Annotated in this window: 12 protein-coding genes; 9 read left to right on the top strand and 3 right to left on the bottom strand. The window is 66.5% G+C overall.

Annotated elements, in window-relative coordinates; all coding sequences use genetic code 11:
- The first annotated feature begins 126 nt into the window (after positions 1-126).
- Genes I5E68_RS04600 through phoB form a run of 6 tightly spaced genes read left to right on the top strand, consistent with a single transcriptional unit; the run spans position 127 to position 5,701 of the window.
- Positions 127-1,173 carry a substrate-binding domain-containing protein gene (locus I5E68_RS04600; RefSeq protein WP_197161193.1) on the top strand — a complete coding sequence of 349 codons (1,047 nt, stop codon included), beginning with the start codon at positions 127-129 and terminating at the stop codon, positions 1,171-1,173.
- A 21-nt stretch (positions 1,174-1,194) separates the two neighbouring features.
- A complete protein-coding gene (gene pstC / locus I5E68_RS04605) occupies positions 1,195-2,568 on the top strand; it encodes a phosphate ABC transporter permease subunit PstC (RefSeq protein WP_197161196.1) in 1,374 nt (457 codons plus the stop codon).
- Positions 2,561-3,448, top strand: coding sequence for a phosphate ABC transporter permease PstA (pstA, locus tag I5E68_RS04610; protein WP_197161199.1), 888 nt, complete (start codon positions 2,561-2,563; stop codon positions 3,446-3,448). Before pstC ends, pstA begins: the two co-directional genes overlap by 8 nt.
- 4 nt (positions 3,449-3,452) lie before the next feature.
- Complete coding sequence (gene pstB / locus I5E68_RS04615) at positions 3,453-4,214, top strand: phosphate ABC transporter ATP-binding protein PstB (RefSeq protein ID WP_197161202.1); 762 nt, start codon at positions 3,453-3,455, stop codon at positions 4,212-4,214.
- 55 nt (positions 4,215-4,269) lie between these two features.
- A complete protein-coding gene (phoU, locus tag I5E68_RS04620) occupies positions 4,270-4,965 on the top strand; it encodes a phosphate signaling complex protein PhoU (RefSeq protein WP_197161205.1) in 696 nt (231 codons plus the stop codon).
- Positions 4,966-5,014: 49 nt separating this feature from the next.
- Positions 5,015-5,701: a phosphate regulon transcriptional regulator PhoB gene (gene phoB, locus I5E68_RS04625; RefSeq protein ID WP_197161208.1), complete on the top strand. Its 687-nt coding sequence runs from the start codon at positions 5,015-5,017 to the stop codon at positions 5,699-5,701.
- Between the two features lie 231 nt (positions 5,702-5,932).
- Here the strand turns inward: phoB and I5E68_RS04630 are convergent, their stop codons facing one another.
- Complete coding sequence (locus tag I5E68_RS04630; protein ID WP_197161210.1) at positions 5,933-7,003, bottom strand: glycosyltransferase family 4 protein; 1,071 nt, start codon at positions 7,001-7,003, stop codon at positions 5,933-5,935.
- A complete protein-coding gene (locus I5E68_RS04635) occupies positions 7,000-7,941 on the bottom strand; it encodes a UDP-2,3-diacylglucosamine diphosphatase (protein ID WP_197161212.1) in 942 nt (313 codons plus the stop codon). Before I5E68_RS04635 ends, I5E68_RS04630 begins: the two co-directional genes overlap by 4 nt.
- 206 nt (positions 7,942-8,147) lie before the next feature.
- On the opposite strand from I5E68_RS04635, the gene I5E68_RS04640 reads away from it, so the two are divergent.
- The 3 genes from I5E68_RS04640 to I5E68_RS04650 all read left to right on the top strand — a co-directional run bounded on the left by I5E68_RS04640 (position 8,148) and on the right by I5E68_RS04650 (position 10,333).
- Positions 8,148-8,822: a response regulator transcription factor gene (locus tag I5E68_RS04640; RefSeq protein WP_197161215.1), complete on the top strand. Its 675-nt coding sequence runs from the start codon at positions 8,148-8,150 to the stop codon at positions 8,820-8,822.
- A 129-nt stretch (positions 8,823-8,951) separates the two neighbouring features.
- Positions 8,952-9,416, top strand: a complete 465-nt coding sequence (locus I5E68_RS04645) for a pyridoxamine 5'-phosphate oxidase family protein (protein WP_197161217.1) — start codon at positions 8,952-8,954, stop codon at positions 9,414-9,416.
- Positions 9,417-9,541: 125 nt separating this feature from the next.
- A complete protein-coding gene (locus tag I5E68_RS04650; protein ID WP_197161219.1) occupies positions 9,542-10,333 on the top strand; it encodes an acid phosphatase in 792 nt (263 codons plus the stop codon).
- 17 nt (positions 10,334-10,350) lie between these two features.
- Here the strand turns inward: I5E68_RS04650 and I5E68_RS04655 are convergent, their stop codons facing one another.
- Positions 10,351-10,926: a TMEM165/GDT1 family protein gene (locus I5E68_RS04655; protein WP_197161222.1), complete on the bottom strand. Its 576-nt coding sequence runs from the start codon at positions 10,924-10,926 to the stop codon at positions 10,351-10,353.
- Between the last annotated feature and the right edge of the window lie 233 nt (positions 10,927-11,159).

The raw sequence follows: 11,159 nt of genomic DNA on the forward strand, positions 1-11,159 counted from the left end.
CGACTGATTATCTAGGTTTCACGAGTTAATCCGCAGCTTTCGACAAACTATGTCACCCACCGGTCATGGAAGTGTCATCCAAGGCCAATAGGGGGCAAGGCGGATTACAACCCAAGGGGTTATTTCATGCGTTCGACCAGCACTCTTTTCATCGCCGCGGCATCGGCCCTCGCGCTCAGCGCCTGCGGCGGTTCGGGCGGTTCCGCCAACGGTGCGCGTGACTACGTCACCGCCGTCGGCTCCTCCACGGTCTATCCTTTCGCCACCGCGGTGGCCGAGCAGTACGCCCGCGATTCGGGCGGCAAGTCGCCGGTGATCGAATCGACCGGTACCGGCGCTGGCATGAAGCTGTTCTGCGGCGGTGTGGGCGCACAGTATCCCGACATCGAGGACGCCTCGCGCCGGATCAAGAAGTCCGAGTTCGAGGAATGCCAGAAGAACGGCGTGACCGAGATCGTCGAGATCCAGGTCGGCATCGACGGCATCGCCTTCGCCGAGGCCAAGCAGGGCCCGGGCATGGCACTCACCCCGACCGACATCTACAAGGCGCTCGCCGCCAATCCGTTCGGCAAGCCCAACGCCGCCAAGACCTGGAAGGACGTCAATCCTTCGCTGCCCGACATGCCGATCCTGGTCTACGGCCCGCCCTCGACCTCGGGTACGCGCGACGCGCTCAAGGAGCTGATCCTCGAGGCCGGCTGCAAGACCGACGCTGCGACCAAGGCGCTCAAGGACTCCGATAAGGAAAAGTACGAGGCGACCTGCCACCAGATCCGCGAGGACGGTCCCTATGTCGACGCCGGCGAGAACGACAACCTGATCGTCCAGAAGATCTCGCAGAACCCCAAGGCGGTCGGCATCTTCGGCTTCTCGTTCCTCGAGGAGAACGGCGAAGTGCTCAAGGGCATCCCGATGTCGGGCATCGAGCCGACTTACGCCAGCATCTCGAGCTTCGAGTACCCCGGTGCCCGTCCGCTCTACATCTACGTCAAGAAGCAGCACCTCGCGCCGATCCGCGGCCTGAAGGAATACGTCCAGTCCTGGCCCGCGGCCTGGGGTGAGGACGGCCTCCTGAAGAAGAAGGGCATGGTCATCTCGCCCGAGGACGTGCGCAAGAAGAACGCGGACATCATTGCCGCGATGACCCCGCTCGACCCCGCCGAGCTCAAGTAAGCGGACCGGGGCAGCGCGGACATGATTCTCACCGGCATCCTGATTGCCGTGTTCGGTCTCGGCCTTGTCGGGTGGTTCGTGGCGCGTGCGCGCGCCCGGCTGCTCTACAAGGGCCGCGGCTCGATGCATTCGATGCCCGGCTACCACGCCTGGCACATGGCGCTGTGGATCGTCGTGCCCGCGCTCCTCGTGTGGGGCGTGTGGTCGGCGATCATGCCCGGCCTCGTCGAGGGCACCGTGCTCGCCGACCCGGCGGCGCAGGGCCTGCCCGAGCAGGACATGTTCCGCAACTCGATCCTCGCCGAGGCGCGCACGCTGGCGGGCGATCCTTCCGCGATCGCCTTCAACGCGCAGGCGCAGGCGCTGGTCGAGCCGATGCGCGCCGCGCAGACCCGCTTCGGCCTGATCGGCGCGCTGCTGGTGGCGATTGCCGCCTTCGCCGGCGGCGCCTACGGCTTCATGCGCATCCGCCCCGATTTCCGCGCGCGCACCCATGTCGAGCGTTCGGTCATGGGCGTGCTCCTGCTCGCCTCGCTGATGGCGATCCTGACCACCTTCGGCATCGTCGCCTCGCTGGTGTTCGAGGCCGGGCTGTTCTTCAAGGACGTCTCCCCGATCGCCTTCCTGACCGGCACGCACTGGTCGCCGGGCAATGCCATCGGCTCGGACATCTCGGACAACTTCGGCGCGGTGCCGCTGTTCTGGGGCACGATCTACATCGGCGCGATCATCGCCATGGCGGTCGCGATCCCGCTCGGCCTGATGAGCGCGGTCTACCTCACGCAATATGCCTCGAGCACGCTGCGCAAGTGGCTCAAGCCCTTGCTCGAGATCCTCGCGGGCATTCCCACCGTCGTCTACGGTTACTTCGCCGCGCTTACCGTCGCGCCGATGATCCGAGACTTCGCCGCCTCGATGGGGATGGAAAATCCCTCGACCGAAAGCGCGCTCGCCGCCGGTCTGGTGATGGGCGTGATGATCATTCCCTTCGTCTCCTCGATGGCCGATGACGCGCTTGCCGCGGTGCCGCGCTCGATGAGCGATGGCAGCCTCGCGCTCGGTGCCACGCGCTCGGAGACGATCAAGAAGGTGCTGCTGCCCGCAGCGCTTCCGGGCATCGTCGCGGGTGTGATGCTGGCGATCAGCCGCGCCATCGGTGAGACCATGATCGTCGTCATGGCCGCGGGCGCCGCCGCCAACCTCTCGGCGAACCCGCTCGATACCATGACCACGGTCACTTACCAGATCGTCCAGCTGCTGACGGGCGACCAGGAATTCAACAGTCCCAAGACGCTCTCGGCCTTCGCGCTGGGGCTGGTGCTGTTCATCGTCACCCTCGTGCTCAACATCATCGCCCTTCGGGTCGTGAAGCGGTTCCGGGAAGCTTATGAGTAATCCCCAATGGCAGTCGCCCGAAGCGGCGAGGCGCATCGCCCGTCGCCACGCGGCAGAGCGGCGCTTCAAGCTGATGGGCTTGGGCGCGATCGTGCTCTCGATGGCCTTCCTCGTGCTGCTCCTCGTGATCATGCTCAAGAACGGGCTGTCCGGGCTCGACTGGGATTTCCTCGTCGGCGCCGACTCTACCAACCCTGATCTTGCAGGCGTTTGGGGCGCGGCCAAGGGCTCGCTGCTGACGATGCTGATCACGCTGCTCATCGCTTTCCCGATGGGCGTGCTCGCCGCGATCTACCTCGAGGAATTCGCGCCCAAGAACAAGTGGATCGACGTGGTCGAGGTCTCGATCAACAACCTCGCCGCGGTGCCCTCGATCATCTTCGGCCTGCTCGGCCTCGCCGTCTTCATCAACACGCTGAACCTGCCGCGTTCCTCGCCGCTGGTCGGCGGCCTGACGCTGGCGCTGATGACCATGCCGGTCATCGTGATTTCCGGGCGCAACGCGATCAAGGCGGTCCCGCCCTCGATCCGCGAGGCCGCCTACGGCATCGGCGCGAGCGAGGTGCAGACGACCTTCCACCACGTGCTGCCGCTGGCACTGCCCGGTATCCTGACCGGCACCATCATCGGCATGGCGCGTGCGCTGGGCGAGACTGCGCCGCTGCTGATGATCGGCATGCGCGCCTTCGTCGCGACGCCGCCGGGCGGGGTCACCGACCCCTCCAGCGTGCTGCCGATGCAGATCTTCCTGTGGTCCGACGAGATCGACAAGGGCTTCATTCAGAACACATCCGCTGCCATCATCGTGCTGCTGGTCTTCCTGCTGGCGATGAACGGGCTTGCGATCTACCTTCGAAACAAGTTCGAAGTGCGCTGGTAGGACAATGACCGAACCCAAACTCATCGCCCGCAACGTCGACGTCTTCTACGGTGAGAAGAAGGCCATCGACAACGTCTCGATCGACATCGACAACGGCATCGTGACGGCCTTCATCGGCCCATCGGGCTGTGGCAAGTCGACCTTCCTGCGTTCGCTCAACCGGATGAACGACACCATCGTCGGCGCCCGCGTGACCGGCGAGATCCTGCTCGACGGCGAGAACATCTACGATGCCGCGATGGACCCGGTGGCCCTGCGCGCCCGCGTCGGCATGGTGTTCCAGAAGCCCAACCCGTTCCCCAAGTCGATCTACGAGAACATCGCCTATGGCCCGCGCATCCACGGGCTTGCGCAAAGCAAGGCGCAGATGGACGAGATCGTCGAGCGTTCGCTGACCAAGGCGGGCCTGTGGGACGAGGTCAAGGACCGTCTCCAGGACGCGGGCACCGCGCTTTCGGGCGGCCAGCAGCAGCGCCTGTGCATCGCGCGCGCCATTGCGGTCAGCCCCGAGATCATCCTGATGGACGAGCCGTGCTCCGCGCTCGACCCGATCGCCACCGCGCGCATCGAGGAACTGATCGACGAGCTCAAGGAAAGCTACGCGATCGTCATCGTTACGCACTCGATGCAGCAGGCCGCGCGCGTGTCGCAGCGCACCGCCTTCTTCCACCTGGGCAACCTGGTCGAGTATGGTGACACCAGCGAACTCTTCACCAACCCGCGCGAGAGCCGCACCAAGGACTACATCACCGGCCGCTACGGCTGAGCCGGGGAGGGGCCGCCAGCAGGGGCTGGCGACCCGCACAGACAGGACAGACAGCATGGTTGAACATACCGTCAAGGCATTCGACTCCGAGATCGGCCAGCTGCGCGGTCTCGTCGCCGAAATGGGCGGGCTCGCCGAAGTGGCGATCCGCGACGCGATCACTGCGCTCACCCAGCACGACGACGCACTCGCGCGCCAGGTGGTTGCCGCCGACGCGCGTCTCGATGCGCTCGAGGCCGAAGTCGACCGCCTCGCCGTGCGCACCATCGCGCTGCGTGCGCCGATGGCCGACGACCTGCGCGACGTGATCGCCGCGCTCAAGATCTCGGGCGTGATCGAGCGTATCGGCGACTACGCCAAGAACATCGCCAAGCGCATCGACGCGCTCGACCGGGCCTCGAACATCGAGCCGGTGACGCTGGTCCCGGCCATGGCCGAGATCGCCGAGGGCATGGTGCGCGACGTGCTCAACGCCTACGGCTCGCGCGATGCGCAGCTCGCGGTCGAGGTGATCCGCCGCGACGCCAAGCTCGACCAGTTCTACAACACGCTGTTCCGCTCGCTCCTGACCCACATGATGGAGAACCCGGCGACGATCACGGTCGCGGCGCAGATGCTCTTCATCGCGCGCAACCTCGAGCGCATCGGCGACCACGCGACCAACGTCGCCGAGATGGTCTACTACGCCGCCACGGGTGAATACTGCACCGAGCGCGACAGCCAGACCGACGATACCGCAAACCTCACCTGAGCGCCGGCAAGCGATCCGCCGGGCGGACTGAAGACAAGGGAAGACAACGATGAATCCTTCCGTGCTTGTTGTCGAAGACGATGTCGCCCTGTGCGAACTGCTGACCTGGAACCTCTCGGCCGAGGGCTATGACGTGCGCTCGACCGGCGACGGCGAGGAAGCACTGCTGATGGTGCGCGAGCAGGCTCCCGATGCGATCGTGCTCGACTGGATGATCGAGCAGATTCCCGGCATCGAGGTCTGCCGCCAGCTGCGCAAGAACCAGGAGACCGCGCAAATCCCGGTGATCATGGTCACCGCGCGCGGCGAGGAGGAAGACCTCATCCGCGGTCTCAAGACTGGCGCCGACGACTACATGACCAAGCCGTTCAGCCCGCGCGAGCTGATGGCCCGGATCGAGGCGATGCTGCGCCGCTCGCGCCCTTCGCTCGCAGGCTCGGTGCTGCAGTGGGGCGACATTGAGCTCGACGCCACCAGCCACCGCGTGCGCCGCGGCGGCGAGGCGCTGCACCTCGGACCCACCGAGTTCCGCCTGCTGCGCTACTTCATGGAGCGCCCCAACCGCGTCGTCTCGCGCCAGCAGATCCTCGATGGCGTGTGGGGCATGGACTCCGACATCGACGAACGCACCGTCGACGTCCACATCCGCCGCCTGCGCAAGGCGATCAACCGCGACGGCGAGACCGACCCGATCCGCACCGTGCGTGCGGCGGGCTATGCCATGGACGTGAACTGATCGATGCGGAAGTTGGAAGGGTGCCCGGGTAGCGCCCTTCTTGCGTCGGGCAGATGTGCGCCATTGACTTCTGCTGTGCTGATTACCCTTCGACAAGCTCAGGGTGAGCGGGGCAGGGCTTTCTGCCCGCGTCGTTTTCTCGGCGAGCAGGCAGGGCATTCATGTGCACACCCGCTCAGGCTGAGCTTGTGGAAGCCGCCTGCTGACCTTGTAGCAATAGCATAATGCCGCTCAGGCAGCGCTCGAAAGCGGCGCCTCGCCGGTGCGCAGCGCCATCTCGACCGCGCGTTCGAACTGGTCGGTCGCGCGTTCCCACGAGTAGAGCTGGCCCAGCGCCGCCGCGTCCTCGCGCGGGACGTGCAGCGCCGCCGCGATGGCCGCCTCGAGCGAGGTGTCGATAGCCCCTGCCGGATGTTCGAGCGGGCTTTCGACGCCGCGCCCGTCGGGCCCGAGAATGTCGATCGGACCGGTGACGGGGTAGGCCGCGACCGGCACGCCGCAAGCCAGCGCCTCGATGACGACGAGGCCGAAGGTGTCGGTCAGGCTCGGAAAGACGAAGCAGTCGGCGGCACGGTAGGCGCTGGCGAGCGCCTCGCCCGCGAGCGGGCCGAGGAACAGCGCCTCGGGATAGCGGCGCTTGAGGCCCTCGAGCGCGGGGCCGTCGCCAACGACGACCTTGGTGCCGGGCACCTGCGCGCCGAGGAAGGCCTCGAGGTTCTTTTCGGGAGCAACGCGCCCGACATTGAGCAGGACCGGCCCGGGCAGCTCGGCCATCGCCGGGTGCTTTTCGCCTTCGGGGCGGAACAGCGCATGGTCGATGCCCCGGCTCCAGCTCAGGGTGTGAGCGATGCCGCGCCCGGCGAGTTCGCTCGCAAGGCTCCGGGTCGAGACCAGCACCGCGACTGCGGGCGCGTGGAAGCGTTCCATGATCGGCCAGAAGCGTTCCGCGCTGATCCCGGTACGCACCGAGGCATATTCGGGAAAGCGGGTGTGGAATGCGGTGGTGAAGGGCACGCCGCGCGAGAGGCACCAGCCGCGCGCGGCCCAGCCGATCGGGCCCTCGGTGGCGATGTGGACCATCTGCGGCTGCGCCGTGTCGAGCATCCGGCGCACCGAGAAGCGCGGCGCCATGGCGAGGCGGATCGAGGCATAGCCGGGCATGGGCAGCGTGAAGAAGCGGTCGGGCGTGAGCAGTTCCACGCAGTGCCCGCGCTTCTCCAGTTCCTCGACGGTGGCGCTCAGCGAGCGCACAACGCCGTTGACCTGCGGCAGCCAGGCGTCGGTCGCCAGCGCCAGCTTCACGCCGGAACTCCCGCTGGCACGTCCGGGATGGCAGGCGCAGGAAGCGGTGTCGGGGCAGGGACGGCGCTCGGCACGCTGTCTTCAGTCACGCTGCGCCCGCCGGTCTCGGCGACCCAGTCGACGATCGAGATCGCGCCGGACTTGTCCTCGACCAGCGCGGTGCAGCTTTCCACCCAGTCGCCGTCGTTGTAATAGGTGATGCCGCCGAATTCGCGGATCTCGGCGCAGTGGATGTGGCCGCAGACCACGCCGTCGAAGCCGCGGCTGGTGGCCTCGGAGGCGACCGCTTCCTCGAAGCTGGAGATATAGGCGACCGCGTTCTTCACCCGCTTCTTCATGTAGGCCGAGAGCGACCAGTAGGGCAGGCGCAACCGGCGGCGCACCGCGTTGAACACGATGTTCGCGCGCAGCAGCATGCAGTAGGCCTGGTCGCCCAGGTAGGCGAGCCACTTGTGATAGAGCACGACACCGTCATAGGCATCGCCGTGCGTCACCAGCAGGCGGCGTCCGTCCTTCGTCTCGTGCACCGCCTCGAGCACCAGCTCGACCCCGCCGAAGGTGAGGCCGGCATAGTCGCGCAGCATCTCGTCGTGATTGCCCGCGACGAAGACCACGCGGGTGCCGCGGTGCGCCATCTTGAGAATGCGGCGGATCACCTCGTTGTGGGCGTCGGGCCAGTACCAGCCCTTGCGCAGCCGCCAGCCATCGACGATGTCGCCCACGAGATAGAGCGTCCTGCATTCGATCGAGCGCAGGAAGTCGACCAGCATCTCGGCATTGCAGCCGCGCGTGCCGAGGTGGACGTCGGAGATCCACACCGTCTCGTACTTGCGCTTGGGGCGAAAGCCCTTGGGGTCGGGCAGGTCGAGCCATGCCGGAATTGCGCCGGCCTCGAAATTGGCCGCGTTCTTGAGCAGTTCTCTTACGTCGCTGGTCATCACCTGGGGTCCCCGGTTCCAGTTGCGCTCCAGTAGTTCTCGCAGAATCGCGTTGCGCGGCAGTGACGGTTGCGGGTCATTCCTGTGACAACCCACAGTGTCGTCTTTCAAGGAAATGCGAAAACTCGTTCACAGTCCCCGAATTGTCACCCGTTCGTCATACTCGCGCTGCAAGTAGCCGCCTCACCAACGGGGAACGGGGGGCCATGCGGCGTATCGACATATTGCTGGCAAGCGAGCTTTCAGGCGGGCTTGCCGCGTTCCGGCACGGGGACTTCGACGTCGTCATGCACCGCTGGGACGACTACGCCGAATTGCCGCTCATCGAGGGTGCCTTGTGGATCTTCGTCGACTGGGTCCTGCCCGAGATGTCGGGGCTCGAGCTGTGCCGCCGCCTGCGCGCCGACGCGCTCACCGCGCATGCCCACGTGACCATGGTGCTCGAGGAGGACAATCTCGAGGATCGCAAGCGTGCCTTGCGCATGGGCGCGGACGACTATGTCATCGGGCCGCTGACCCGCAACGCGCTGCTCGACCGGGTGCTTGGCGCCAACCTCTCCGATCAGGACAGCGCCGGGGTGAGGGTGGTCGCGCAGGGCGATCTCACCGTCGATGTCGCCGCCTTCCAGGCGCGCTGGCAGGGCAAGCCGATCTCGCTCATGCCCAATGAGCTGCGCCTGCTGCGCTATTTCATCGAGCACCCGGGGCGCGTCTTCAGCCGCACCCAGCTCATCGCCGCGCTCGGCAAGCAGGAGCCGCCGGTCGACGAGCGCACCGTCGACGTCTGGATCGGCCGCCTGCGCCGCGCGCTCAAGGGTGTGGGCGCTGGCAATCCGCTGCGCACCGTACGCTCGCTGGGCTACGTCTTCGACGCGCTCTAGGGGCGCCCGCGTAGGCAGGATTGGGGCCGGATTGGCGGCCATTCCGGTTGCGCCGCGTGATATTCAGGAACGCCAGCACGGCGGCCTGCGTTGCTCTTGTGTACACCCCAAGAACACAGGAGAGCCACCGTGGACAAGAAAGTTCAGGAAACCTTCTGGAAGGCCTTTGCTTCCAGCCCCTTCATCATGATGCGGCTGCAGGGCGCCTCGGGTCATGCCGAGCCGATGACGGCGATGCTCGACAAGAGCGCGCACCACACGATCTGGTTCTTCGCCCGGCGCGACAACCGTATCGCCAGCGGCGGTCCGGCGATGGGCCAGGTCATGACCAAGGGCCACGACGTCTTCGCCTGCCTGTCGGGTTCGATCGTCGAGGAAGCCGACGCGGCGCGCCGCAAGGACATGTGGAACAACGCCGTCGAGGCCTGGTTCCCCGACGGCAAGGACGACCCGGATGTCATGCTGCTGCGCTTCGACATCGCCGATGGCGAGGTCTGGACTTCCGAGTTCGGGCTGAAGAACACGTACAAGCTGATGACCGGCAAGCCGATCGATGCCGACGAGGCCGGGCACCACGCGCTCGGCGCGGTGTGATCGCCGCGCGCTTCGTGACGCAAGCATGACATGGTCTCGGGGTAAGTCCCGATAGGGTTGCCCCGATGACTTGATAGTCTGTCTCCTCGCCCGCGCCTTCGCGGGCCCGGGCAAGGGGATGGAACATGGCCGCAGGAGTGCGTGCACGCCTTCTTTCAGCGCAGGTCGCCGCACTGGCGCTTCTTGCGAGTGGTTGCGCGACGACCAGTGAGACCAGTCCGGCTCCACCGACAAGCGTCGAGGCGGTCGGGCTTCTCTCTCCCGAACTGCCCTGGCCGCGCGGTTTCCTTGCAGCCACCGCGCTCCCCGACAGTCTTGCCCTGCTTCCCGCGCCGCCCGCAGCCGGTAGCGCGGAGAAGGCGGCCGACGAAGCGGCCTTCGAGCAATCGCTCGGTGCAAGCGCGCAGCGCTGGGCGCTGGCGAGTTCGGATGCGGATCTCGAATGGCCTCATGTCGTGGCCAGCTTCGAGCCGCTGGTCGCGACGAAGCTTTCCGACGCGGCACATCCCCATACCGCGATGCTGTTGCGCCGGGCGATGGCCGATGCGGCGATGGCGACCTATGCCGCCAAGAACCGCTACCAGCGCGTGCGCCCCTTCGTCGAGCACGAGAGCGAGACCTGCACCCCCGGGGACGAGGCCGCCCTGCGGTCGGACGGCTCGTACCCCTCGGGACACACCGCGATCGGCTGGATGCTGGCGCTGGTGCTGACCGACCTCGTCCCGCAAAGACAGGACGTCATCCTCCAGCGCGGCTACGACTTCGGCTATAGCCGGGTGATCTGCCGGGTACACTGGATGAGCGATACGCGCGCCGGGCGGGTGATCGCGGCGGCGACCTTCGCGCGGCTCCAGGCCGATCCGGTCTATCAGGCGCAGCGCGACCTCGCCCGAAGCGAGATCGCGGCTGCACGCTGACTACTTGAGGAACGGCCTCAGCCGAGCAGGCCTGCGGTCTGGATCAGCAACCACACGCCGATGGCGATGAACAGCAGTGCAGCGATGCCATGAACGACGCGCATCGGTACGCGCTCGATCAGCGCATTGCCGAGGAACACCGCAGGCGCATTGGCGATCATCATGCCCAGCGTCGTGCCCATCATCACCGGGACAACGCTGGCAAAGCGCGCGCCCAGCGCGACCGTCGCGAGCTGGGTCTTGTCGCCCATCTCGACGATGAAGAAGGCGATGGCAGTGGCAAGGAAGGGGCCGAAGCGACCGGGCTTGGGTTCGTCGTCCTCGTCGAACTTGTCCGGAATGAGGGTCCACAGGCCCATGATGATGAAGCTTGCCGCGACGAGGTAGCGGAACCACTGGCCCTCGAGGAAGGCGGCAGCCTGCTCGCCAACGAGCGCGGCGAGAAAGTGATTGGCGAGTGTGGCGACGAAGATGCCCGCGACGATCGGCCATGGCTTCTTGAAGCGCGCGGCGAGGACGATGGCGAGCAGCTGTGTCTTGTCGCCGATTTCGGCGAGCGCGACGACCGCGGTCGAGGTGAGGAAGGCTTCCAAGCGATATCTCCGGGGCCGGGCGAGAACTGGACGCAACGACGCCTTCGGCATCCGCCCGGCCCGGACGATGCCTCAAGCGTCATTGGTCTTGCCCGGACAGCGACACTGTCGCTGGCTCCTCCCGTGCGCCATGGCCTCTCGACCAAGTATGTTGACGACGGGGCCTGCCGGGACCGGTGAACGGCGGGAGGCAGGCGGCTACTCCCCAAGTGACGGGGCCGGTCCTAGATGGC

It is taken from the genome of Novosphingobium aureum (assembly GCF_015865035.1).
In the GTDB taxonomy this organism is placed as follows: Bacteria; Pseudomonadota; Alphaproteobacteria; order Sphingomonadales; family Sphingomonadaceae; genus Novosphingobium; species Novosphingobium aureum.

Excerpts from the sequence above, each read along its gene's own strand:
- pstB (WP_197161202.1), top strand. The coding sequence starts at position 3,453 with ATGACCGAACCCAAACTCATCGCCCGCAACGTCGACGTCTTCTACGGT.
- phoB (WP_197161208.1), top strand. The coding sequence starts at position 5,015 with ATGAATCCTTCCGTGCTTGTTGTCGAAGACGATGTCGCCCTGTGCGAA.
- phoU (WP_197161205.1), top strand. The coding sequence starts at position 4,270 with ATGGTTGAACATACCGTCAAGGCATTCGACTCCGAGATCGGCCAGCTG.
- pstC (WP_197161196.1), top strand. The coding sequence starts at position 1,195 with ATGATTCTCACCGGCATCCTGATTGCCGTGTTCGGTCTCGGCCTTGTC.
- I5E68_RS04635 (WP_197161212.1), bottom strand. The coding sequence starts at position 7,941 with ATGACCAGCGACGTAAGAGAACTGCTCAAGAACGCGGCCAATTTCGAG.
- pstA (WP_197161199.1), top strand. The coding sequence starts at position 2,561 with ATGAGTAATCCCCAATGGCAGTCGCCCGAAGCGGCGAGGCGCATCGCC.
- I5E68_RS04650 (WP_197161219.1), top strand. The coding sequence starts at position 9,542 with ATGGCCGCAGGAGTGCGTGCACGCCTTCTTTCAGCGCAGGTCGCCGCA.
- I5E68_RS04600 (WP_197161193.1), top strand. The coding sequence starts at position 127 with ATGCGTTCGACCAGCACTCTTTTCATCGCCGCGGCATCGGCCCTCGCG.
- I5E68_RS04640 (WP_197161215.1), top strand. The coding sequence starts at position 8,148 with ATGCGGCGTATCGACATATTGCTGGCAAGCGAGCTTTCAGGCGGGCTT.